The 22,667-nt window shown below is 64.9% G+C and carries 26 protein-coding genes and 2 pseudogenes; 15 read left to right on the plus strand and 13 right to left on the minus strand.

What is annotated here, in order from left to right; translation table 11 throughout:
• Nucleotides 1-324 precede the first annotated feature (324 nt).
• Nucleotides 325-831 carry a peroxynitrite isomerase gene (locus AB0L63_RS12905; RefSeq protein ID WP_364499187.1) on the minus strand — a complete coding sequence of 169 codons (507 nt, stop codon included), beginning with the start codon at nucleotides 829-831 and terminating at the stop codon, nucleotides 325-327.
• 205 nt (nucleotides 832-1,036) lie between these two features.
• Here AB0L63_RS12905 and AB0L63_RS12910 point away from each other — a divergent pair, with 205 nt between their 5' ends.
• Entirely contained in the window at nucleotides 1,037-2,311 is a 1,275-nt protein-coding gene (locus tag AB0L63_RS12910) for a TIGR03118 family protein (RefSeq protein WP_364499190.1), read from the plus strand.
• A gap of 61 nt (nucleotides 2,312-2,372) precedes the next feature.
• Here AB0L63_RS12910 and AB0L63_RS12915 read toward each other — a convergent pair whose 3' ends face one another.
• Nucleotides 2,373-2,717 (minus strand): helix-turn-helix domain-containing protein, encoded by a 345-nt coding sequence (locus AB0L63_RS12915; protein WP_364498880.1) that lies wholly within the window; start codon nucleotides 2,715-2,717, stop codon nucleotides 2,373-2,375.
• A 63-nt stretch (nucleotides 2,718-2,780) separates the two neighbouring features.
• On the opposite strand from AB0L63_RS12915, the gene AB0L63_RS12920 reads away from it, so the two are divergent.
• Nucleotides 2,781-3,596 carry an SDR family oxidoreductase gene (locus AB0L63_RS12920; protein ID WP_364498883.1) on the plus strand — a complete coding sequence of 272 codons (816 nt, stop codon included), beginning with the start codon at nucleotides 2,781-2,783 and terminating at the stop codon, nucleotides 3,594-3,596.
• A 189-nt stretch (nucleotides 3,597-3,785) separates the two neighbouring features.
• Nucleotides 3,786-4,223, plus strand: a complete 438-nt coding sequence (locus AB0L63_RS12925; RefSeq protein ID WP_364498886.1) for a DUF4254 domain-containing protein — start codon at nucleotides 3,786-3,788, stop codon at nucleotides 4,221-4,223.
• Here AB0L63_RS12925 and AB0L63_RS12930 read toward each other — a convergent pair.
• Complete coding sequence (locus AB0L63_RS12930; protein ID WP_364498889.1) at nucleotides 4,220-4,720, minus strand: hypothetical protein; 501 nt, start codon at nucleotides 4,718-4,720, stop codon at nucleotides 4,220-4,222. The genes AB0L63_RS12925 and AB0L63_RS12930 overlap by 4 nt on opposite strands.
• Before the next feature lie 415 nt (nucleotides 4,721-5,135).
• On the opposite strand from AB0L63_RS12930, the gene AB0L63_RS12935 reads away from it, so the two are divergent.
• Entirely contained in the window at nucleotides 5,136-6,026 is an 891-nt protein-coding gene (locus AB0L63_RS12935; protein WP_364499192.1) for an ABC transporter permease, read from the plus strand.
• A 77-nt stretch (nucleotides 6,027-6,103) separates the two neighbouring features.
• Entirely contained in the window at nucleotides 6,104-6,847 is a 744-nt protein-coding gene (locus tag AB0L63_RS12940) for an ABC transporter permease (RefSeq protein WP_364499195.1), read from the plus strand.
• Here the strand turns inward: AB0L63_RS12940 and AB0L63_RS12945 are convergent, their stop codons facing one another.
• The gene (locus AB0L63_RS12945) at nucleotides 6,848-7,708 is read right to left on the minus strand and encodes a helix-turn-helix transcriptional regulator (RefSeq protein ID WP_364498892.1); all 861 of its coding nucleotides are present in this window, start codon (nucleotides 7,706-7,708) and stop codon (nucleotides 6,848-6,850) included.
• 650 nt (nucleotides 7,709-8,358) lie between these two features.
• Here AB0L63_RS12945 and AB0L63_RS12950 point away from each other — a divergent pair.
• Nucleotides 8,359-8,718 (plus strand): DUF4254 domain-containing protein, encoded by a 360-nt coding sequence (locus tag AB0L63_RS12950; RefSeq protein WP_364499198.1) that lies wholly within the window; start codon nucleotides 8,359-8,361, stop codon nucleotides 8,716-8,718.
• Between the two features lie 217 nt (nucleotides 8,719-8,935).
• Here AB0L63_RS12950 and AB0L63_RS12955 read toward each other — a convergent pair.
• From AB0L63_RS12955 to AB0L63_RS12975, 5 genes and pseudogenes are all read right to left on the minus strand, one after another.
• Nucleotides 8,936-9,273: pseudogene (locus AB0L63_RS12955) on the minus strand (helicase); the annotation flags it as partial.
• A 149-nt stretch (nucleotides 9,274-9,422) separates the two neighbouring features.
• Complete coding sequence (locus AB0L63_RS12960) at nucleotides 9,423-9,584, minus strand: hypothetical protein (protein ID WP_364498895.1); 162 nt, start codon at nucleotides 9,582-9,584, stop codon at nucleotides 9,423-9,425.
• Entirely contained in the window at nucleotides 9,581-9,799 is a 219-nt protein-coding gene (locus AB0L63_RS12965) for a hypothetical protein (protein WP_364498898.1), read from the minus strand. Before AB0L63_RS12965 ends, AB0L63_RS12960 begins: the two co-directional genes overlap by 4 nt.
• Before the next feature lie 11 nt (nucleotides 9,800-9,810).
• Nucleotides 9,811-9,936 (minus strand): hypothetical protein, encoded by a 126-nt coding sequence (locus AB0L63_RS12970; protein ID WP_364498901.1) that lies wholly within the window; start codon nucleotides 9,934-9,936, stop codon nucleotides 9,811-9,813.
• Nucleotides 9,937-10,046: 110 nt separating this feature from the next.
• Nucleotides 10,047-10,187 carry a hypothetical protein gene (locus tag AB0L63_RS12975; protein ID WP_364499228.1) on the minus strand — a complete coding sequence of 47 codons (141 nt, stop codon included), beginning with the start codon at nucleotides 10,185-10,187 and terminating at the stop codon, nucleotides 10,047-10,049.
• A 115-nt stretch (nucleotides 10,188-10,302) separates the two neighbouring features.
• Here AB0L63_RS12975 and AB0L63_RS12980 point away from each other — a divergent pair, with 115 nt between their 5' ends.
• Nucleotides 10,303-10,938 carry a class I SAM-dependent methyltransferase gene (locus AB0L63_RS12980; protein WP_364498904.1) on the plus strand — a complete coding sequence of 212 codons (636 nt, stop codon included), beginning with the start codon at nucleotides 10,303-10,305 and terminating at the stop codon, nucleotides 10,936-10,938.
• Between the two features lie 6 nt (nucleotides 10,939-10,944).
• On the opposite strand, the gene AB0L63_RS12985 is transcribed toward AB0L63_RS12980, so the two are convergent.
• Both AB0L63_RS12985 and AB0L63_RS12990 read right to left on the minus strand, forming a co-directional pair.
• Nucleotides 10,945-11,541, minus strand: coding sequence for a DUF4126 domain-containing protein (locus tag AB0L63_RS12985; RefSeq protein ID WP_364498908.1), 597 nt, complete (start codon nucleotides 11,539-11,541; stop codon nucleotides 10,945-10,947).
• Nucleotides 11,542-11,559: 18 nt separating this feature from the next.
• A pseudogene (locus tag AB0L63_RS12990) lies at nucleotides 11,560-11,808 on the minus strand (ABC transporter permease); the annotation flags it as partial.
• A 39-nt stretch (nucleotides 11,809-11,847) separates the two neighbouring features.
• Between AB0L63_RS12990 and AB0L63_RS12995 the strand changes: the two are divergent.
• Nucleotides 11,848-12,162, plus strand: a complete 315-nt coding sequence (locus tag AB0L63_RS12995) for a hypothetical protein (protein ID WP_364499231.1) — start codon at nucleotides 11,848-11,850, stop codon at nucleotides 12,160-12,162.
• On the plus strand, nucleotides 12,146-12,439 hold the full coding sequence (locus AB0L63_RS13000; RefSeq protein WP_364498911.1) for a hypothetical protein: 294 nt from the start codon (nucleotides 12,146-12,148) through the stop codon (nucleotides 12,437-12,439). The genes AB0L63_RS12995 and AB0L63_RS13000 overlap by 17 nt, the downstream gene beginning before the upstream one ends.
• A gap of 21 nt (nucleotides 12,440-12,460) precedes the next feature.
• Here the strand turns inward: AB0L63_RS13000 and AB0L63_RS13005 are convergent, their stop codons facing one another.
• Entirely contained in the window at nucleotides 12,461-13,471 is a 1,011-nt protein-coding gene (locus AB0L63_RS13005) for an LLM class flavin-dependent oxidoreductase (RefSeq protein ID WP_364498914.1), read from the minus strand.
• Between the two features lie 144 nt (nucleotides 13,472-13,615).
• On the opposite strand from AB0L63_RS13005, the gene map reads away from it, so the two are divergent.
• The 3 genes from map to AB0L63_RS13020 all read left to right on the plus strand — a co-directional run bounded on the left by map (nucleotide 13,616) and on the right by AB0L63_RS13020 (nucleotide 16,844).
• Nucleotides 13,616-14,479 carry a type I methionyl aminopeptidase gene (gene map, locus AB0L63_RS13010; RefSeq protein ID WP_364498917.1) on the plus strand — a complete coding sequence of 288 codons (864 nt, stop codon included), beginning with the start codon at nucleotides 13,616-13,618 and terminating at the stop codon, nucleotides 14,477-14,479.
• A gap of 181 nt (nucleotides 14,480-14,660) precedes the next feature.
• A complete protein-coding gene (locus tag AB0L63_RS13015) occupies nucleotides 14,661-16,208 on the plus strand; it encodes a cobyric acid synthase (protein WP_364499200.1) in 1,548 nt (515 codons plus the stop codon).
• A 72-nt stretch (nucleotides 16,209-16,280) separates the two neighbouring features.
• Nucleotides 16,281-16,844: an alpha/beta hydrolase gene (locus AB0L63_RS13020; RefSeq protein ID WP_364498920.1), complete on the plus strand. Its 564-nt coding sequence runs from the start codon at nucleotides 16,281-16,283 to the stop codon at nucleotides 16,842-16,844.
• Between the two features lie 26 nt (nucleotides 16,845-16,870).
• Here the strand turns inward: AB0L63_RS13020 and AB0L63_RS13025 are convergent, their stop codons facing one another.
• A complete protein-coding gene (locus AB0L63_RS13025; protein WP_364498923.1) occupies nucleotides 16,871-17,962 on the minus strand; it encodes an alpha/beta hydrolase in 1,092 nt (363 codons plus the stop codon).
• A 297-nt stretch (nucleotides 17,963-18,259) separates the two neighbouring features.
• On the opposite strand from AB0L63_RS13025, the gene mqo reads away from it, so the two are divergent.
• The 3 genes from mqo to AB0L63_RS13040 all read left to right on the plus strand — a co-directional run bounded on the left by mqo (nucleotide 18,260) and on the right by AB0L63_RS13040 (nucleotide 22,657).
• The gene (gene mqo / locus AB0L63_RS13030) at nucleotides 18,260-19,774 is read left to right on the plus strand and encodes a malate dehydrogenase (quinone) (protein ID WP_364498926.1); all 1,515 of its coding nucleotides are present in this window, start codon (nucleotides 18,260-18,262) and stop codon (nucleotides 19,772-19,774) included.
• An 18-nt stretch (nucleotides 19,775-19,792) separates the two neighbouring features.
• A complete protein-coding gene (locus AB0L63_RS13035) occupies nucleotides 19,793-20,242 on the plus strand; it encodes a GNAT family N-acetyltransferase (RefSeq protein ID WP_364498929.1) in 450 nt (149 codons plus the stop codon).
• A 312-nt stretch (nucleotides 20,243-20,554) separates the two neighbouring features.
• The gene (locus AB0L63_RS13040) at nucleotides 20,555-22,657 is read left to right on the plus strand and encodes a magnesium chelatase subunit D family protein (protein WP_364498932.1); all 2,103 of its coding nucleotides are present in this window, start codon (nucleotides 20,555-20,557) and stop codon (nucleotides 22,655-22,657) included.
• The last annotated feature ends 10 nt before the right edge of the window (nucleotides 22,658-22,667 follow it).

Genomic DNA, 22,667 nt, shown 5'->3' on the forward strand with positions numbered 1-22,667 from the left:
CCCCAGATGCTATTCACCAGTGTGGTTTTCGCGACGGCATGGCGGCGGTTGATGACGAGCATGGCGAGCAGCGCGCGGACTGTGGCCCCGGGCAATGCTATCGGAACTCAACATACGCTCCCGATGACGCGCTGTGCCCGCAACGGCCCGCCGCGAATACGCCATCGGCGAAACGGCCTGGAGAACGAGATCGAGGGTTCACGCTGGCCGACCGGCCGATCGCGCTGGTGCGACTGATGGCACGAGCGCTGAGCACACAGGCGAATTCGTCATCAGAGGGTGCGTGCGACGCGGTGGGTGGTGGTGCGCAACCGGTGCGAGTCGTCAGGCACGGTGCAAGGTGGCCGCCAGGTGGTGGGTCAATGGTTCGCCGACCGCGGCCATGCGCAGCGTGTATTCGATGGTGTCGTCGGTCAATATGATCGAACGGCCGAGCGCGGTCACCATTTTCGCGGTACTGCTGCGGCCGATGCTGGTCGATTCGAACTCCATACGCAGTTCGCCATCGGCAATGGTGAGGCTGCCCTCACAGATCTCGGTGATGCCGGTCGGGTGGGCGAGGATCAACTCGACGTGATCCGGGCGCGGGCAGCGCAGATAACCGGTTTCGGCATGCATCGGCCGACTGCCGTCGGCGGTGCGGGTGCGCTGCCGGTAGGTGAGGAACGGTCGGCCGAGGTGACCGAACTCGACTTCTTCGACATAGTCGAATGACTCGATGGTCGGGTATTCACCGTGCCCGGGTCCGCGCCATGTGCCGAGCAATGGTGCAAGCGGAGCGATATCGGGATGGGGGGCAATGGCAGGTTGGGGGGCGACCACGCGCGACAGCTTAAACCTGTCGGATCCGGGGTGCTCCTATACGGTCGAAATTCCTCCAAGCTAAGGTTAGCGTCGCCTAATCGTTAAATGAGATTGCGAGTGGCTGGAAAGGACGAAGAAGTTGAATGCACGCCTTAGGGAATCGCGCCGCACCGGTGCCTGGCGGTCGCGGACCCGCAACGGTCTGCTGCGCGCATCGGTGCTCGGCGCTGCCCTGGTTGTGGCCGCGGCATGCTCGGATTCGAAGTCGTCGAACGATGAAGTGCCTGCCCTCGACGGTAATCACTATGCGCAGACCAACCTCGCCGCCAACAAGGCCGAATACAAAGCGCAGTACACCTTTCCGGACATGGTGAACGCGTGGGGAATCGCCGATCGCCCGAAGGGTGAGGGCGGGCATTTCTGGGTCGGCGCGGGCGGTAAGTCCTTCCAATTCGTCGGCGATGTCAGCGCATCCGCGGATCCCAAGGTGCAGAAGTTGTTCCAGGATCCGCTGAAGATCGTCACGATTCCGGGCGCGGATGCCGACACCTCGGATAAGAGCATCGGCAAGACCACCGGTGTCGTCTTCAACGGCGCTCCCATCACCTCCGATCTGTTCGTCGTGCGCGATCAGCCGGTGGACGTCGACGGTGCGCCGGTGCTGCTGACCGGTTCGTCGCGGTTCATCTTCGCTACCGACTCCGGCAAGATTTCGGCCTGGACCGAGCAGGGGCCCGAAGGCGCGATCATCCGGCACGACGGTCCAGCGAATCTGGTCTTCGATGGCGAGTCCCAGGGCATGGCGTTCTTCGGCATCGCGCTCGCCCCGTCCGGTGACAAGCTGCTCGCTGCCGATTTCGGTGAGAACCCGCAGATTCGCACCTTCGACAAGGACTGGCAGCTGATCCCGACCGTCGGCTTCGCCAACCCCTTCGCTACCGGCGACCAGATCGACGCGGCGGCACTGGATAAGGGCAAGGCGGCCAAGCCCGGCGATCCCGCGCCGTTCAATGTGACCACCATCGGTAACCGCGTATTCGTCTCCTACGCGGATACCAAGCCAGATGAGCGCAACGCGTCCAAGTTCGACAAGGCCGAAGAGGATTCGCTCGACAAGGACCAGGAGAAGGCCGCCAAGGGCAAGCCGGCCAAGGGTAAGGTCGCGGAGTTCGACGGCAACGGCAAGCTGGTGCGCATCCTCGACGACGGCGGCCGCCTCAATGCGCCGTGGGGCGTCGCGGTGGCTCCCGCGAACTTCGGTCCGCTCAGCGGCAAGCTGCTGGTCGGCAACTTCGGCGGTCTCGGCCATGTGCTCGCCTATGACGATGCCACCGGCAAATTCGTCGACTATCTGCGCGATGCGAAGGGCCGGCCGGTCGAGATCGAAGGTCTATGGGCCTTGATGTTCGGCAATGGCGAGAGCCTCGGCGACGCCGATTCGCTGTACTTCACCGCTGGCCCGCACGACGAGAAGGACGGTTTGTTCGGAAAGCTCCGCTTGAAGTAGCCCTGCGGCAGGGCGAAGGCGGTTCCCGGTAGTGCGCCGGGGACCGCCTTTGTTGTAGGTCCTAGCCGGAAGTGGGGGATTGCGGGGTCCAGCGTTCGGACCAGGTCCAGAGTGGTTGGAGGGCCGCGGTGAGTTCGTGGCCCGCGGGGGTGAGTTCGTAGGTTTTGTCCGCATTCTTGGCGATCACGCCCGCGGCCTGCAGGTATTGCAGGCGGGTCGAGAGCATGCTCGACGAGCAGTTGCCCATGCGGCGGCGTAGTTCGAGGAAGCCGAGGCGGCCGGGTTCCAATTCCCAGAGGACGCGCAGGATCCAGCGTTGGCCGATGAGCTCCATGGTGGCCAGCATGGGTGCGTGCGCCGGGTCGTTTCGCCCGCGCGACGACGCGGGTTCATTTGCGCTTCTCATTTCGAACTACCATAGTGATTCTAAATTAGAAGCATTGCCTTGGGCTGACGAAAGAGGCGGATGATGGGCGACTCGACGGAACGACGGATTGTGCTGATCACCGGCGCATCGCGGGGGATAGGGGCCGAGACGGCGAAAGTGCTGGCGGCGGCCGGTGATCATGTGATCATCAACTATCGGGAGAAGCGCAAGCGCGCCCAGATGATCGCCGATGAGATCGGCGCGGCTGGTGGCAGTGCGTCGATCGCGGGTGCCGATATCGCGGATGCGGACGCCGCGGCGGCGCTGATCGTCGGTGTGGTGGCGGAGTTCGGTCGATTGGATGTGTTGGTGCTCAACGCATCCGGCGGCCTCGAGCGTGCGGCAGCGCCCGGCTACGCGATGGCGTTGAACCGGGACGCGCAGGTCCGTCTGGTGCGAGAGGTATTGCCGCACTTGCCATCCGGTGGCCGGATCGTCTTCGTGACCAGCCATCAGGCCCACTTCCACGGCCGCAAACCCGTTCCGGCGGACTACGAGCCGATCGCTGCGAGCAAGCGTGCGGGCGAAGACGCCTTGCGTGCAATGATTCCAGGGCTGGCCGAACGTGGTGTCGGGCTGAATGTGGTATCTGGCGACATGATCGACGGCACGATCATTGTGCGCCTGTTGGAACGCCGTAATCCCGAGGCGGTTTCGGACCGCCGCGACCACGGCGCACTGCCGACGGTCGCGGAGTTCGCCGCCGTTGTCGGCGAAGCCGCAAGTGCCGCAAGCGAATCCGGCCAGGCGTTCTATGTCGGCGGTCCGGACTATCTTGCGCAGGGTGTGGCCGGGGACATTCCTGCCCAGTCGAACGGGTTCAGCGTGGCACCGCTCGAGTCGACTGCCGGACCATAATCTTGATTACTGAACATTTGCTACATGCTCGTATGTCTGTAACAAATTGATATAGCCGGTTTGTGGTCACGGGCGGGGATCTGGGTCGATAATCGAGGCTTGGGGCGCGGTCGTGCCGTGCGGCAACGACATTGCTGGTCGGGAGCTCCTGTCGACGGCGACGGGCTCTGGTGTCGACGGGAGGCTGGGATGAGGGGCGATGGAAATGGCCGGATGGTTCCGGGTCGGGATATGTTGCTGGCCGCATGCCGTGGGCTACCGCACGACGATCATCCGATGCTGGAGGCGGCGGGGGAATTGGTGCAGTTGCACGAAATCCGCGAGCGGACGCCGGCGTTCGAGATCGCCAAGCTGGAGCGGCGGCGCGTCCAACTGGTGCGGTCGATCGACCGCTGGGTCACGCTGGCAATGCCGGTGCCGAACTCCGCGGCGCAATTGCACTCCGAAACCGTCGGCCAGATGGTGGATCGGTTGGCCAGAATGACCGCACAGGCCTTCATGCCGCTGTCCGCGGCGCCGGAGGCCGTCTGCTATGACGCGTGGGTGCAGGTCAACGAACTGGCGGCTAGCTATCAGGATCTCATCGACGACCTACGCGAGGGCGTGCGCCGACTACCCGGTGGTTAGCGGCCACGGCCGAACAGCCGGAACGAACGCGCCGGTCGGCGCGGCAGGGTGGCGTAGACCATGGTCATATCGGCGAATATCTCCGCTTCCCGTTCGCGATCGGCGCCGAAGTGCTCGCGGCCGAGTACGTGCTCGGTCGAGGACGGTGAGATGTACGGCAGCAGTGCGGCCGGCGACGGTGTGCTCGGCCCACCCGCTTGGATGCCCTCCTTGCCGTGCCCGAACAGCATGTGGCCGATCTCGTGCAGGATGATGTGGTCCGCATTGCGCTCGAAGGCGGACGCGTCGTAGACGATGATGTCGTCGTGACCGCGCGCCACCCAGAGTCCGCTGCCACGACACCCGATATCAGCGAGCGCGTCCGCGGGAATCGCCTGCAGCGAGATGGAACGACCACGGTGCGCGGCGACACTTGCGAGGTAGGCGGACAGGTTCCAAGGACTGGGGAGGGGCACGGTCCGCGCTGCTTCACGTAAACGGGCTTCCATGCTGGTCATCGGGGCACACCTTACTCACCGCGTGCGCGGTAGTCACGTCGCGAATTGGACATTCCGCCGAAAACGACAGCGCCACTGCATAATTCACGCGCCCGTTGGAGGGTGTTCGCTTGGGGTGCCTCTGACAGGCGCAGACACCTTGGTGGGGTTCTCGGCCCCCCTCGGAGTCATCGTTTCGACACTGGGGGCGGTATCGCAACGTCGACGCGACCGCGAGATTGGACGACGACCTGGCCGCCCCGGTAACGGCGGTCCTGATCTTCGGTGGGCAGGGAACGAAAGCGAGCGAGGATGATCATGCGCTACGTACTCGACGAGCGCGGAAAGCTGTACCGGTGCGGCTGCGTGCGACATGCTGAGACCAGCCGGTTCCGCACCAAACGGCACGGGCCACGCGCAGGATGGGAGCGTGCAGATGAACAGCGGTAGCGACGCGGGTTCGAGCACCGTCCAACGGGAGCCCGGCGCGGGTGATTCGCGCCGACTGAGCAGCGAACGGTTGGTTGACGCGCCGCCGCCGCGCATGTCGACGGTTGCGCAATGGTGGGCGCTGACCTGGCGCCTGGTCCGTCCGTCCTGGCGCAATGGTGAACTGATCACCGCACTGCTGGCGCCCACGTTCTTCACCGTCGGCTTCTATGTGCCGCTGAACCTGGTGATGACCGTCTACGGGCACGGCCTGAGCAGCTACGCCCAATTCCTTATGCCGATGATCGTGATGCAGGCGATCGCCTTCTGTGCGATCACCGCGGCATTTCGAGCCGCCTCCGACGCCAAGGACGGGCTCAATATCCGCTTCGGATCGATGCCGATGGGGTTGTCGGTGCCGCTGGCGGCGCGGGTCACGGCCGGAATGTACCGGGCCGGGGTCGCCTTGGCCGCGGCATTGGTGTGTGGCTATGTAATCGGCTTCCGCTTCTATGGGACCTGTTGGGACACATTGGGTTTCATCGCATTCGCGATGCTGATCGGACTGACGCTGTGCCTGGGTGCCGATCTGCTGGGCAGCGTGACCAAGAGTCCGGAGGCGACCACGCAGGCGCTCATCCTGCCGCAGTTGATCCTGGGCATGGTCTCCACCGGGTTCGCGCCGGCCCACCAGTTCCCGCACTGGATCCAGGGTTTCGCACGCAACCAGCCGGTATCGCATTACGTATATGGGCTGCGGGCACTGGCCGGTGATCCGACCGGCCATGCGGGCGTGGTCGGCTGGTCGATCTTCGGGCCCGCGCTGACCTGGACGCTCGGTCAGGCCATCCTGTTCGGTGCTGGTGCGGTACTCGTTTCGATCCGGAGGTCGGCTTGACCGAGGTATTGACTCCCACGGCGGAACTGCCCAAGGTCTCCGGTCAGACCGAGACCTGGCGTCTGCTGATTCCGCAGATGCTGATCCAGACCAAGCGGCTGCTGGTGCGCTGGTGGCGCGATCCATTGACCGTCATGCAGTCGTTGGCTTTTCCAGCGCTGTTGCTGGTGATGCTGAATACCATACTCGGCCAGCAGATTTCGGCCTTCTCCGGTGCGAGCGCGCTCTACGGTTCGGTGCCGATGGTGGCGCTGGTCGGCGTGATGTCCGGATCGGTGGCCGGTGCCATCACCCTCGGCCGGGAACGAGACGAGGGTCTGCTGGCCCGCTTCTGGGTGTTGCCGGTGCACCGTGCGTCCGGACTTGTCGCGCGCATTGTGGCGGAGGCGATCCGGATCCTGTTGTGCACCGTGGTGTTGTTCACGGTGGGCGTCGTACTCGGCTTCCGATTCCAGCAGGGTTTCATCGCGAGCATCGCGCTGTTCGGGGTGCCGCTGCTGTTCGGTATCGCCTTCGCCACCATGGTGACGGCGGTGGCGGTATTCAGTGCGAAAGCCGCCCTGGTCGAGGCGGTTTCGCTCGGTTCGTCACTGCTGATGTTCTTCAGTTCCGGATTCGTACCGCTCGTCGCGTATCCGGCGTGGGCTAGGCCGATCGTGCGGCATCAGCCGATGTCCTATGCCATTGATGCGATGCGCGGGCTGTCGCTCGGCGGTCCGGTGCGTAACCCGCTCTTGGCCACCGTGGCCTGGTGTGTCGGCGCGCTCGTCGTCTTCGCGATTCCCGCGGCGGTCGGCTATCGGCGCGCCAGCCGCAGCTGATCAGCTCATCTCTCTGGCGGCCTTGTCGATCAGCGTCATGGAGTCGCGTGGGCTGAGCGCCATTGCGCGCAGTTGGTCGAAAATGATGCCGAAACGGCGGATCTGGGGATGGCCCTCGATCAATTGATCGCCCGCGATGCCCTCGACATACACCAGTTCTGGATCGGCCGGATCCTTGAAGTCCAGCAGCGTGAAGGATCCGGCCATGCCGGGATGCACCCCCGCGCTGAACGGAAGTATCTGCAGGATAACGTTTTTCATCTGCGAATCGTCGAGCAGTCGTTTCAGCTGCGCCTTCATGACATCGGGGCCGCCGACCATCCGCCGGATCGCCGCCTCGTCGAGCACCACCCACAGCTCGAGCGGATCCGGCTTGGTGAGATGCATGGCCCGATCCATCCGCGCCCGCACATTGTGCTGCACCGTGGCACCGTCCAGCTTCGGCATATTGGTGTCGATGACCGCCTCGGCGTACTCCGAGGTCTGCAATAGCCCTGGGATGTAAGAGGTTTGGTAGTGCCGGGCCGAGAGCGCCTCGGATTCGAAGTTGATGTAGGCCGCGTATACCTCGGTCAGCGTCGCCTCGTACGGGCGGGACATGCCGGGCTTGAGTGCGTCCGACAGGAGTTCGAGCGCATCGGCGCGCTGCTGTTCGGTAACGCTGTAGAGATCCAGCATCGCCATCAGCGTGCGCCGCTGCGGCCGCGCCTGCGCCGTCTCGATGCGGTACAGCGTGGTGATATTGATGCCGGTCTTGCCGCTGACATCCTCTTTGCTCAGCCCCGCGTGTTCGCGCATCTCGGTCAGCAGCACCGAGAGTCGCCGCAAACCCGCCGTGAGAACTGTGCGCTTGCCTGCCATGACAACCCTTTCGCCCTGCGCACTGGCTAGCACTCTGGCGTACATATCTGTAGTAAGTGCCCGCCACACACCGCAAATATGCAATCGCAGCGTGGTTCGAGACTACCGCCTTTCGCAGCAACGGAGTTCGGAGTTTTCGGTGCGCTAGTGCTTCGTCGCCGCGGATCCACGACTCGATGTCCGGATTCGAGGTGTATGTCCTGGTAGCCGCGGCACCGCCTGGGGCATGGGATCGGCGGAGGCGCGACTACATCGTGGCAGCGGTCTCGGTTGATCGCATACCGCCCACACGCCGGGCGGGGATATGGCAAACTTTTGGCGGCCGGTCCAGTCCCCGGCGAGTATCGAGCGTGAAAGTCGTTGTCGCTAGCGGTCTGTGGGGTCGCACTCGGTGATCACCTCGTGACCGCAGCAATGAGAACGCACTCTTGCGTTCTTGGATATGTAAGAGCATGATCCAGCTACGCTAGTTGTGAAGATCCGATCCGCTGACCGGGATAACCGAATCGAGAGCCAATCATGTTGGTACAAAGCGCGTTGGTGTCGGGTGAATTCGGAGTAGGGCGATGAGCGCGCCGACGGTAGGGGTGCTGCCGACCGCTCCGCAGATATTGTGTGCATTCCAGGGGCGACGTTTTCAAGATCGTGAATTGCTGCGTTCCGCACATGCTCTTGCGGAACTGCACGCCCGCCGTGCCGAGGTTCACGACATGAACCTCGTAGCCGAAATCGATTGCCGTCGTGGCGAACTCATCGACGATATCAATGAGTGGATTACGCAGGAGATCCCGCAGCACCGCAATGGTGCCTCGCTACATACCGAGAGCCTAGGTGCGGTGGTGGATCGGATGGCGAGCAGCTGGGTGGTCGCCAACACAGCCATCGATGTAGATGGCGCGCGCAGCGACAATACCCATAAACACTGGTACCACTTGGCGGAACTCGTCGACGGCTACACTGATCTGGTAATCGACGTGGCCGGTGGCCGCCGCCGTTTGCCTGAACAGTGAAATGCCGACGGCGACCTTCGTTCGCAATAGTGGCACCGCCTCCACAGCGTTACTGCTCCATTGGCGATGTCCTGGGTCCGCATCCGACAAATGACCCGACCCGGACGTCGGCGTCACCGGCACAGTGACGGCGGGGCGCAACGGGGCGCCCCGCCCGCCACGAATTCGCACGCTACCCTGAATTCGATAGTGCGCGAACTCATTCGGTAACCATCCAGACCGCGACACCGGAGCCGCCGGACCAGAACGGGTCGGCAGCCATCTCCTGATAGTCGCGCAGCTGCCAGTGGCACTCCTCGAATGTGCGGTCGATCGGGTGCGCCTCACCGTCGACGTAGCCGGCGAGGTCCTCGGCCGGCCAGCCGATCTCGCGCAGCATCTGCTCGAGGTGCCCGTGCTCGCTGGGGTGCACGATCACGGTGTCGTCGTCGATCTTGGCCCCGAGCATGGGGCGATCTTCTTGTGCCACATCACCTAGGTGAGCACCGCGCGGTCGAGGCTGACGAGCGTGACACCGTGTGCCGGGTTCCTCACCAGCTGTAGTCGGCCGTAGCGGGTCGTCGGTCACGTGCGACGCCCAGCAACGGAAACCAGACCATGGTCCAGACGGCGGCGATGTCCCGCCATGTGGTGTCCGCACCCGCCGGCGAGAGTGATCGTGCAGGATTTCCGTCGGGTCCCGACGGAAATCCTGCACGACCGGGTCAGCGCGGGGCGATGGATTTCTTCGTTTCCATCACCTGTATGAGCGCCTCGGAAATTCCGGCACGGTAGCCGACCTCCCTTTCGGAGAGTCCGGCGGTGCAGTCGAGTTCGTTTTCCAGTCTCGCCTGAATTCGGTCCAGGGCGAGTAGGGTCCGCTTCACAGTCGGGTCCTTGTCTTTTTACGCGGGTCGGCGCCGATCAGAATTCCGGAATGCTGCGCGCGTTCGTCGAGAACAAAAATCTTCGCCGACGCGATGCCGGATCGATAGCCCTCGGACCGGGGTTCCAGCAGGGTGTCCGGCAGCAGACCGTCGATCTTCCGGTGCAGGTGGTCGAGGACGTCCAGGATCGCGGGTGCGGTGGACTCGCGGGTCATGGGGCGTCTGCTCAGTGGCGCTTGCGCTTCTTGATCAACTCGTTCGCCTCGGTGGCGCGCTCCCTTTTTTCCGCACGCTTTTCCTTGATGGACTGGGTGGGCTTTTTCAGGCTCTTGCCAGATTTTCGTTCGGCCATTGTCGCTCCTGGAATGGAAGTGGCAATTCACTTGTTCGAGACCATAGCCCATTTCCAAGAAAACGCCAGTCGTGCAGTTCGGGGCGTTTTGATCGTGCGTTCGTCGGCGGTTATTCCACGAGCGCGACCGAGGTGATCCAGTGCAGCGTGCAGCGCTTGACTTCGCCGGTCGCCGGGTCCAGCGCGTCGAGCTGCCCGCCGCCGACGTTGATCGGCTCGACGAGGCGGTCTTGGATGACCGACTCGGCCATACTGTCTCCAATGGTGTGATCGACATCCTCTGCTCCGCAACGGAATTTCGCCGCGATCGGAACCTGATTTCGGGTGCGCAAGCACTTTCGGCGCACGCGTGGCAAGGTGTCCTGGATGAGCAAACTCAATTGGAGTCATAACGCGTACTACCAGCGGTTTCTCATGCGGCAGCTGCCCACCCCGTGTGCCCGAGTGCTGGACGTCGGCTGTGGGGCCGGGGGTTTCGCGACGGAACTCGCACGGTGTGTCGAGCATGTCGATGCGATCGATCGGTCCGCGGTGATGATCGACATGGCGAAGCAGGCTGTACCGGAGAATGTTCGGTGCATGCTCGGGGATGTGTTGGAGCAGCCGCTACCGGACCGAACCTACGATGCGATCGTGTCGATCAGCACGTTGCACCATATGTCCCTCGATGAGGTGTTGCCGGTATTGGCGCGGGCGGTGCGGCCGGGTGGTGTGATCGCGGCCGTGGCATTGCCGCGACCCGACCTCATTCGGGAATTGCCCGTCGAATTGGCGGCGACGATCGGGCATCGGGTGTTCGGGATCGTGTTCCGGATGCTTCGGGCGCGTGGGCGGGGGAGTTGGTATGCGGTCGAGGCGACGCATGATGTCATGCCGGTTGTGCTCGATCCGCCGCTGACGACGCGGCAGGTGCGGGCGCAAGTCGCCGCGATTCTGCCCGGTGCCCGGGTGCGACGGCTGGTCTTCTGGCGCTACTCGCTGGTGTGGCGCAAACCGGCGTAGGCGTGCTCAGACGGCTGCCACGCGCTTGGCCTCGCGACGCTGTCTGCGCCGCATGCGGTAGCGGCGGATCCGGCTCGCCAGCAGATACGCCAGGAGCATGCCGATCACCAGCAGTGTGCCCGCGCAGACGGCCGCCACGACCGGGTGGAAGAGCGCGATGGTGACGATGCCGCCGACGGCCAGATCCTCGACGAGGCTCATGACGATATTGCTCGCGGGCTCCGGCGAGGTGTTGATCGCCATCCGGGTTCCGGCCTTGACGAGATGGCTTGCCAGGGCAGTGGTTCCGCCGACCGCGCCGGCCGCCAGCTGGGGCAGCGAACCGTCCTGGCCCGCGAGCAGTGCGGCCACGACCGCACCCGATGCCGGGCGCACGATGGTGTGCACCGCATCCCAGAAACTGTCGAGATAGGGGACCTTATCCGCGATCGCCTCGATGAGGAACAACACACCGGCCGCGATCAATACATCGGTGCGTTGCAGTGCCTCCGGCACCTCATCGGACAGACCGGTCACGCCGAACACGCCGAGCAGCAGGACCACCGCATAGGCATTGACCCCGCTCGCCCAGCCCGCGGTGAAGATCAGGGGCAGTGCTGACATGGGGCCATCGTATGGCGCTCAGCGCAGCGCGGCGCGACCACGCAGCCGACCGAGCACGACCAAGGCGACCAGTGTCACCGCCAACAGCAGGCAGGTGCTGGCGGTGACACGTCGAACACCTCACCGCGATCGGTGAGCCCGAAAATGGTGACCGGCAACGTTTTCCAGGGTGGCCGGGTACACCATGACGGTCGCGCCGAGCTCGCCCATCGACAGTGCGATCGCCAGACCGGCGGCGGCGCCGAGGGCGGGCAGCAGTAGCGGGACGAAGATCCGCTGACCATCACCGTCGTCGAGATATGTTGCGTGCGTTGGTGGTCCGCCGCGTATCGTGGGCCGGTGTTTGCCCTCTACAGTGCCGCGATCGCGATCGTGACCGGTGCCACTTCGGCCTGGATCGGTTACTACTTCAATATCCGCAAGGATCGTCTGCAGTGGGATCGCCAGCATGCGACACGATGGGATGGCGCTCGGCGGGAGGCGTACGTCGCCTTCGCCGCGGCCATCAAGCACGAGGTCCGGCTGCACACCAAGATGGCGGCGGGCAGACATCCGGACCTGTGGCCGGGGCATGAAACATTGGCGGTGGCGCAAAGGCTGGCCGATGCTGGTCGCCGCTGAGGATGCGCGCGCGGACCTGCTCGAAGCGATCCTTCTGCTCGCGGGCGGCCCGACCGTGGAGGCGGCGCGGGCCTGGCAACAGAAGGTGTGGGACCTACGGGTGCTACACACCGATGAGTTGGTTTCCGCGGCGACCGTCGGACTCGCTCTCGAGGCCGCCTCGGCAGCCAGAGATCGCTTCTATGCCTGCGCGCGACCTGATTTGGGAATTCTCGCCGCGCTTCCCACACCGCAATCCCGGCACCCGCAGAACACCCCGGAAGTGCTGACCTCGTGAATACCTGGCGCGACGGGATCTTCAGCGCACCTGGGGCGCCACCTTCGCGCCGAGCAATTCGATGTTGTGCAGCACCTTTTCGTGCGGCAGGGTTCCTACGCTGGTGTGCAGCATGAAGCGGTCCAGGCCGAGGGTGTCGCGGATATCGGTGATCTTTTCGGCGACGTAATCCGGCGTGCCGACGAAGAGGGAACCGTTTTGCGAGCGCAAGGCGTCGAACTGTACGCGGGTCATCGGACCCCAACCGCGTTCGCGCCCAAGGGTGCTCATCGCTCCGGCGTACGGCTCATAGAAGTCGGCCACAGCCTGTTCGTCGCTATCGGCGATGTAGCCGTGTGCGTGTACCGCTACCGGCTGCCGCTCGTGGCCGCCCTCGTCGAGCGCGCGGTGGTAGAGATCCACCAGCGGCTTGAAGCGTGCGGGCTGACCGCCGATGATCGCGATCGCCAGCGGTAAGCCGAGCAGTCCGGCACGGACCACAGATTCCGGGCTGCCGCCCACCGCGATCCAGACCGGCAGCGGCCGGTTATCGGTACGCGGGTAGATCACCGCATCGCTCAGCGGGGCACGGAATTTGCCATGCCAGCTCACCGGCGCGTCTGCGCGAATGTGCAGCAGCAGCGCCAGTTTTTCTTCGAAGAGTTCGTCGTAGTCGCTCAGGTCATAGCCGAACAACGGAAAGCTTTCGGTGAACGAACCGCGTCCGGCCATCAGCTCCGCACGACCATTCGAGAGGCCATCCAGCGTGGCGAAATCCTGGTATACCCGTACCGGATCGTCCGAACTCAGCACACTCACCGCGCTGGTCAGTTGGATACGTTCGGTCCGCGCCGCAATCGCGGCCAGTACGACGGCGGGTGCGGATGCCGCGAAATCTTTGCGGTGATGTTCGCCGACGCCATAGACATCGAGTCCGGCGCGCTCGGTGGCGACCGCCTCGTCCACCACCTCGCGCAGCCGTTCGGCCGCGGTGGGCGCCGGTCGGTCGCCGACCGGGTACAGCTCCGCGAAAGTCGTGAGTCCCAGTTCCACAGCTCGAGTCCTGTTCCTGTGTAGTTTCTACGTCAACCACTAGGCTAAACGGACCATGGTCCGATGCTATTCCACGCGCATTCGCGACCAGGTCGGGCGCGGGGACGGACGATGCGCGATGACCGGTGCGGATAGTCTTGTGCCATGTCAGTGCGTACCCGCCAGCCACTTGTACCCGGCACGCTCTCGCCCACCCGTGAGGTTCCGCGCTCGATCGAGCGTCCGGAGTATGCGTGGAAGAAGACCGTGAACGAGGGCCGCGAACCCTGGGTGCAGACGGCCGAGACCATTGAGAAGATGCGGATCGCGGGCAAGATCGCGGCGCAGGCGCTCGAGGAGGCGGGCAAGGCGGTCGCGCCCGGTGTCACCACCGATGAGCTGGATCGGATCGCGCACGAGTACATGTGCGATCACGGCGCTTACCCATCGACCCTGGGGTACAAGGGTTTTCCGAAATCGTGCTGCACCTCGCTGAACGAGGTGATCTGCCACGGCATTCCGGATTCGACGGTGATTCAGGACGGCGACATCGTCAATATCGATGTGACCGCCTACATCGATGGCGTGCACGGTGATACCAATAAGACCTTCCTGGCCGGTGATGTCGACGAGGAGGTGCGACTGCTGGTCGAGCGGACCGAAGAGGCGACCATGCGGGCGATCAAGGCGGTTCGGCCGGGCCGGGCGCTCAATGTGATCGGGCGCGTCATCGAGTCCTACGCCAACCGCTTCGGCTACGGCGTGGTGCGCGATTTCACCGGGCACGGCGTCGGCCCCACCTTCCACAGCGGCCTGGTTATCCTGCACTACGACCAGCCCGCCATCGAATCGGTCATCGAGCCCGGCATGACCTTCACCATCGAACCGATGATCAATCTCGGCGGCATCGACTACGAGATCTGGGACGACGGCTGGACCGTGGTCACCAAGGACCGCAAGTGGACCGCGCAGTTCGAACATACGTTGGTCGTGACAGAGGCAGGCGTCGAAGTTCTGACCTTGCCGTGACGGGTGGACCGCGCAGTTCGAAGCTTGTGCTGTTGGGTCGTGACAGAGGCAGGTGTCGAAGTTCTGTCCTTGCGGTGATGCGGGCCCGTCTCGCACGGGAGTGCCGGGGGTCGGATGGTGTGCGATTCCATTGTGGGGATGCGTCGGTCGCGCGGTTGACGGAGCTGCCGTGACGAATACATTGCGGGGCGCACTCCTGATCGCCGGTACGACCTCCGACGCCGGGAAGAGCGTTGTGGTGGCGGGACTCTGCCGGATGCTGGCGCGGCGCGGCATCCGAGTCGCACCGTTCAAGGCGCAGAACATGTCGAACAACTCGGTGGTTACCCTCGACGGCGGTGAGATCGGTCGCGCGCAGGCGCTGCAGGCGGCGGCGTGCGGGTTGGAGCCGAGTGTGCGGTTCAATCCGGTGCTGCTCAAACCCGGCAGCGACCGACGCTCGCAACTCGTAGTACGCGGCAAGGCAATCGGCGCGGTCGGCGCGCGCGACTATTTCCGGCATCGGCAGGATCTGCGCGAGGTCGTTGCCGGCGAACTGGATTCGCTGCGCAGCGAATTCGAGGTGGTGATCTGCGAGGGGGCCGGTTCACCCGCCGAAATCAACCTGCGCGCCACCGATCTGGCGAATATGGGGCTGGCGCGCGCGGCGCGGCTGCCGGTGCTCGTGGTCGGCGATATCGACCGCGGCGGCGTGCTCGCTCATCTGTTCGGCACCGTGGCCGTACTGGAATCCGAAGACCAGCAACTGATCTCCGGCTTCATCGTCAATAAGTTCCGCGGCGATGTCGAGTTGTTGCGTCCCGGACTCGACCGGCTCGCCGAGCTGACCGGGCGCCCGACTCTCGGAGTCATTCCCTACGTGGACGAACTGTGGATCGATGCGGAGGACTCGCTCGGCACCGTCGCCGACGCCCCGGTCGGCCGTCCGAGTCCGCCGATCGGCGCCGACTGGCTCACGGTCGCCGCCATCCGGCTGCCGCGCATCTCCAATTCCACCGATGTCGAAGCGCTGGCCTGTGAGCCCGGTGTCGCGGTGCGCTGGGTCAGCGACCCGTCCCGGCTGGCCGATGCCGATTTGGTGGTGCTGCCGGGCAGTAAGGCGACCGTCTCGGATCTGGAGTGGTTGCGGCGCACCGGAATCGCCGATGCGCTGCTTGCCAGGGCCGCAGCGGGTCGCCCGATCCTCGGTATCTGCGGCGGATATCAGATGCTCGGGAGTCGCATCGTCGATCGGGTCGAATCGGATGCGGGGACGGTCGCGGGGTTGGGTCTGCTCGAGCTGGAGATCGAATTCGCCGATCCGAAGGTATTGCGGCGCAGCACCGGACGGGGCATCGGTAACAGAATTCCCGTGCACGGCTATGAGATTCACCATGGTCGGGTCGGGCACAGCGGTGATCCGGCCTGGCTGGAGCTGGACAGCTCGCCGATCATGGAGGGCAGTGCGCGTGGGGCGATCTGGGGCACCCACCTGCACGGCCTGCTGGAGTCGGATGAGTTCCGTCGCTCCTGGCTCCGCGAGGTCGCCGGGCACGCCGGACGGCCCGGTTTCATCGTCGACGACAACGTATCGGTAGCCGCGATCCGCTCGTCCCAACTCGATCTGCTCGCCGACCTGATCGAACAGCACCTCGACATCGCTCACATCGAACGCCTGCTCACCGCCGGCGCACCTTCCGATCTGCCCACCATCGTCTCCGGCCTGGGCGTCGGCAGCGCCGCACGCTGAGCACCACCGCGTCCGGCTCGCGTGCAACTGACGCGCGGCTTTGTTCAATTAGGGCGTGTACCGTACTCCGGCATGAAATCTCGGCGGATCACGGTCGGTGACCGGGCATGGACCGTGCGGGTCGACGGCCCGGAGTCTAGGCACAGCGTGCTGCTGCTGCCCGATGCCGGTGATCCGGTCGACGTCTACGATCAGGTGTGCGCGCGTTTGCACAACTCCGACCTGCGCACCATTGCGGTGGAATCGGTAGCGGACCTGGATCCGGCCGGCGTACACGCCATCCTCGACGAACTCGGCATCCCCTGGGTTAATGTCGCCGGACGCGGGCTGGGCGCGCAGTTGGGCTGGCAGGTCTGCGCGGGCGGTTTCGGGCGGTTCATCAGCCTTGTCGTCGCCGATCGCGGCCATCCCGCCGTGCCGGCCGCCGACGGTACCGTCGCGGACCCGACATGTCGTCCGGTGGAGGTCGCCGCCACCGTGCTGGTCACCAAGAATATGCCGCGTTCGGTCGCCGATGCCTCCGGTCGCTACGTCTGTGGCGAATTCCGGGTCGTAGAGATCGATGTAGACAATGTGGCGACCGAGGCCGACCACGAATTTGCCACCGAGATCGTGCTACGCACCAGCCTCTGGTGAACCGGCGGTCTTCGTGCGGAAGACCGCTAGCGATTGCTTGCAGGTCGCTCGAAATGGTCAGCTAGCCAATCCAGCCAGCTGTCGAGTTCGGCGAAGGCCTTGGCCAGCGGTTCGGCCGAGGACAGGAAGACATCGTGGCGTGCGCCGTCGATCGGGACGATATTGGTCCGATCGCCCAGGCAGCCCGACCAGCGCTGAATCTGCCGGACATCGAGCACCGCATCCGCCACATCGATGGCGGGACCGTACTTGCGCGCGAATTTCGTGATGCGCGAACGCAGAATCAACGCGGGCACGCCGACCGACAGCCCCGCTTGCAGCTTGGCGTGCCCGTTGCGGATCGCGCGCAGCCAGCCGAGCCGGACGGGGAAGCCCGCCAGCGGCTTCCAGTCCAGGTTGTAGTCCCACTCGCCGGCCACGCTGCGGTGCAGGCTGTCGCCGTAGGAGCTGATCTTGTTGCCGGGTAGTTCGACCATCGACCGGAACCGGCCGAGCATCTTGATCACCGGGGTGCCGATGGTCCGGTAGTACGAGGGGCCCTGCAGGTCGAACCAGGGGCTGTTGAGCACCAGGCCGACTATTCCCGATTCGGCCGTGCCCTTCGCCTTGTTGAGCCGGTCCAGCCACAGCGACACGATGAGTCCGCCGGTCGAATGCGCGACCACGAGCACGTTATCGCCCGTCTCTTCCCGGACGATTCGCAGCGACTCGTTCAGTTCGGCGTCGTAGGCCGCCAGGTCGGTGACGTAGTGCGGCGTCTGCCCGTCGCGTAGCGAGCGGCCGCACTTGCGTAGATCCAGCGCGTAGAAGCGATGCTCGCGCCCGGCGAAGTGTTCGGCGAGATGCTGTTGGAAGAAGTAGTCGGTGAAACCGTGCACGTAGAGCACAGCGGGTTCGGCGACCGTGTTGTTTCCAGCGACCCGCAAGCGATCGCTGGCGGCGGCTTCGGTGTCGGGGGTGTAGCGAACGAGGGTCGCCACGGCCTCGCCCTCACCGTCGGGGTCCGGACCGAGCGGCAGGGCGCGCTGCTGATAGCCCGCGCCGAGGACATCTGGCTTCCATCGCTCGGCTGCGAGGGCCGTGAGATCGGACACGCTGAGCGAGGCTTCGTTCGTCACAACGATCAATGTAGCCGTAGCGACTGCCTGCAGGTCACTCGAAAGAGGCAGCGACATCAGTGCCGTTTCGACGATCGAACCCCGGAAGGAATCTATGTCACATTCGGTTGGTTCGTTGCCTGGCTTCGAACAGCTGAGGTGCACAATTGGGCTAGGTGAACGGCGGGTAACCTACACCCCGCCGAGTCAGCCAGTACTCGCAACAACCACATAGCGCCCGTGCCAAGCAGGCCCACCCTTGGGGGTGGGCGTGCGCAGAAGGACAAGGAAGTCGATCTACCCGTGCCGAACGCTGCCATGACTGAAAAGACCGATGTAGTACTCATCGGTGCCGGCATCATGAGTGCCACTCTCGGCGCACTGCTTCGGCAGCTGCAGCCGGAATGGTCGATCTCCCTGTTCGAGCGGCTGGACGCGGCCGCCGCCGAGAGCAGCGATCCGTGGAACAACGCGGGCACCGGACACTCCGCCCTGTGCGAGCTGAACTACAGCCCGCAGAGTCCGGACGGCTCGGTCGATATCAGCAAGGCCATCGACATCAATGAGCGCTTCCAGGTCTCGCGCCAGTTCTGGTCCTACGGCGTGGAAAACGGCATTCTCGGTGATCCCGCCGCTTTCATCAACCCCGTCCCGCACGTCAGCTTCGTGCACGGCGCGGACAATGTGGACTACCTACGCAAGCGGTACGAGGCGCTGTCGCGGCATCCGCTGTTCGCCACGATGGAATACATCGACAGTCCCGACGAATTCGCCGAGCGGCTGCCGCTGATGGCCAGGGGCCGCGACTTCTCCGATCCGATCGCGCTCAACTGGACCGACGAGGGCACCGATATCGACTTCGGTTCGCTCACCAGCGAACTGCTGGCCTACCTCGGCCGCAGCGGCGTCGATCTGGCCTTCGGTCACGAGGTGCGCGACCTCACCAAGCAGTCCGACGGCTCCTGGCTGATCAAGGTGCGCAACCTGCGTACCCGCCGAACCCGCACGCTCATCAGCAAATTCGTCTTCGTCGGCGCGGGTGGCGGTGCGCTGCCGCTGCTGCAGAAGTCGGGCATCAAGGAGGCCAAGGGTTTCGGTGGCTTCCCGATCAGCGGTCAGTTCATCCGCTGCACCAATCCGGATCTGATCTACAAGCACAGGGCCAAGGTCTACGGCAAGGCAGCCGTCGGTGCACCGCCGATGTCGGTGCCGCACTTGGATACTCGCATCATCAAGGGCCGGCCCGGCCTGCTGTTCGGTCCGTACGCCGGGTGGACGCCGAAGTTCCTCAAGGATGGTAAGAACACCGATCTGTTCAAGTCGGTCAAGCCGAACAATATCTTCTCGCTGCTCGGCGTCGGCGTCAGCGAACTCGGCCTGACCAAGTACCTGATCAGTGAGCTGCTCAAGTCCGAGGCGGGCAAGGTGGCCACGCTGGAGGAGTTCGTGCCGCGTGCGAACGGCCACGACTGGGAGCTGATCACCGCGGGGCAGCGGGTGCAGGTCATCCGGCGCAAGGGTGCGGGCGGCGTGCTCGAGTTCGGCACGGCGGTTATCACCGCCGAAGACGGCACTATTGCGGGCCTGCTCGGCGCGTCACCCGGCGCGTCGACCTGTGTGAGCGCCATGGTCGACGTGCTGCAGCGCTGCTTCCCGCGCGAGTACGCTGACTGGACCCCGAAGCTGAAGGAAATGGTGCCTTCGCTGGGCGTGAAGCTCTCGGAGAACCAGGCACTGTTCCAGGAAGTCTGGGATTGGTCGACCAAAACCCTGAACCTGAACAGTGTGTCGGACAACACGCATAAGGCCGCAGGGGTCGCGCCGATCGCGTAGTTGTGGTAGCAAGACGCGATGATGTCAACGGTTGCACTCAAACGGTCCTGGGCGCTCGATCTCGACACCGCCACCCTGTATCAGCTGTTGAAACTTCGCGTCGAAGTCTTCGTTGTCGAGCAGAAATGCGCGTACCCGGAGCTGGATGGTCTCGACCTGCTGCCGGAGACGCGCCATTTCTGGCTCGATGACGAGGGGGAGATCATCTCGACGCTGCGGTTGCTCGAGGAGCACGAGAACGGTGTGAAATCGTTCCGCATCGGACGGGTGTGCACCTCGGTCCCGTCGCGCGGTCACGGGTACACCACCCGGCTGGTTCAGGCCGCGCTCGCCGAAGCGGGTTCGGCAACCGTCCGCCTGAGCGCCCAGACCTATCTGGTCGACATGTATGCCAAATTCGGCTTCAAACCCGACGGCGACGAATTCGATGACGACGGCATCATGCACCTCCCCATGCGCAAGGGCTGAGCTGTGTCTAATCTGCCGCGCCTGCGGCGCTCGTAAGACTCGCTCCGTGGTGGCTGGTGACGGTGGATCGTTCGGCACTTGGTGCGCGCGTCGAGACTCGCGCCTGTGGCGCGGGTGCTTCGACGACTCGGCTGAGTCGATGGCCGTGCCTTCGCGCGGACGCGAGACGGGGCCGCGAACTCCTCGCTCGTAACACAGCTCCGTGGTGGTTGATTGAGGGGAAGGCCCGCTCCTTCCCTTGATGCGCCCTGGAGGTGTCCCGCGGCGGAGGGTGCTGGTGGGTGGGCGTGGTGGCGCTAATAGAGTTGGGGGATGTCATTGTCCCGTACGGAAAACGCGCCGCATGCCCGATCACTGACCGGTGTGGATGGTGATGCGGGGTTTCCGTTTTCGGCGGTGGTGGGGCAGGAGCGGTTGCAGCTGGGGTTGATTCTGTGCGCGGTACATCCCGGGATCGGCGGCGTCTTGGTGCGCGGGGAGAAGGGGACCGCGAAATCGACTGTGGTGCGGGCGCTTGCGCAATTGCTGCCGCCCGTTGTCGATGAGACGGGTGCGCGACCGGCTCGGCTGGTTGAGTTGCCGGTGGGAGCCACTGAAGACCGGGTGGTCGGTTCTCTGGATCTGGAGCGGGTGCTGCGTGATGGCGAGCAGGCGTTCCGGCCCGGACTGTTGGCGGCCGCGCATCACGGTGTGCTCTACGTCGATGAGGTGAATCTGCTGCACGACCATTTGGTGGACGTGTTGCTCGATGCCGCCGCGATGGGGCGGGTGCATATCGAGCGTGATGGGGTATCGCATTCGCATCCGGCACGGTTCGTGCTGGTCGGCACCATGAATCCGGAGGAGGGCGAGCTGCGGCCGCAGCTGCTGGACCGGTTCGGGCTCACCGTCGATGTCGCGGCCTCGCGGAATGTGGACGTCCGGATGGCGGTGGTGCGGCGTCGGCTGGACTACGAGGCGGACCCGGCCGGATTCGCCGCGCGCTATGCCACGGCCGATCGGGAGGTGGCCGAGCGGATTCTGACCGCCCGCGAGCGGGTCGCATCCGTCGCGCTCGATGATGTGGAGCTGCGGCGGATCGCCGCGCTGTGCGCGTCCTTCGATGTGGACGGGATGCGGGCCGATCTGGTGGTGGCCAGGACCGCCACCGCACATGCGGCCTGGCGTGGGGCCGATGCCGTGGCCGAGGCGGATGTCCGGGTTGCGGCCGAGTTGGCATTGCCGCATCGGCGGCGGCGGGACCCGTTCGACGAGCCGGGGATCAGCGAAGAGCAGTTGGATGAGGCGATGCGTGCCGCGGGGGAGGAGGCGGCGCAGGCGGAAAAGTCCGGTGAGCGTGCGGAATCGGAGCAAGACGGAGCTGAGGAGCTCGACGACGGCCGTCCGAACAGCCGCCCCAGCGATGCCGATGACGCAGGTTCGGATGGCGCAGTGAACAATGCGGACGATTCGAGCGATCATGGCCCGGATGGTCGAGGCCCAGAAGATGATCCGGATGGCGGCCCGGGCGCTCCAGGTCCCGACGGTGCTGGTCCGGATTCGCCGGGCGGTGGGCAATCGCCATCCACGCGGGATGGGCGCATCGGCGCTCCCGCGACATCCGTTGTGACACCGCCGCGTTGGGAGGTGCCTGGCGTCGGCGAGGGTGCGGTGGGCCGCCGTTCGCGCGCGCAGACCAGGCAGGGACGCACGGTGCGGTCCAGTACCGATACTTCCGGCGGGCTGCATCTGCTCGGCACCGTATTCGCCGCGGCACCGCACCAGCATTCCCGCGGCCGAGCCGAAGGGCCGTTGAAGCTGACCGTCGATGATCTGCGCGGCGCGTATCGCGAAGGGCGCGAAGGCAATCTGGTGGTCTTCGTGGTCGATGCGTCCGGTTCCATGGCGGCGCGCGACCGTCTCTCGGCGGTTACCGGTGCGGTCGTCGCTTTGCTGCGTGACGCCTATCAGCGGCGCGACAAGGTCGCCGTGATCACCGTGCGTGGCAGGGAAGCCGAACTCGTCCTGCCGCCGACCTCCTCGGTGGATATTGCGGTGCGGCGCCTATCCGGCATTCGCACCGGCGGCAAAACCCCGCTCGCCGCAGGGCTTTTGAAGGCCCGCGAGGTCGTGCACCGCGAACGCGTCCGCGATCCGCGCCGCCGTCCGATGCTGGTCCTGCTCACCGACGGCCGCGCCACCGGCGGCGTCGATCCGGTGCCCCGCGCCCGCGCCGCCGCGAATCTGCTTGCCGCCGAAGCGATCACCTCGATCGTCGTGGACTGCGAACGCGGCATGGTCCGCCTCGGTCTCGCCGTCGACCTGGCTCGCACCCTCCGTGCCGGTTACCTCCGACTCGCCGAACTGACCGGCGACTCGGTCGCCGATATCGTCCGCGCCGGATCGGGTCGCCTCGGCGTGACCCGAGCCGCCTGAGCTACGAAGG

This window comes from Nocardia sp. NPDC051990, from assembly GCF_040680755.1.
Lineage (GTDB): Bacteria > Actinomycetota > Actinomycetes > Mycobacteriales > Mycobacteriaceae > Nocardia.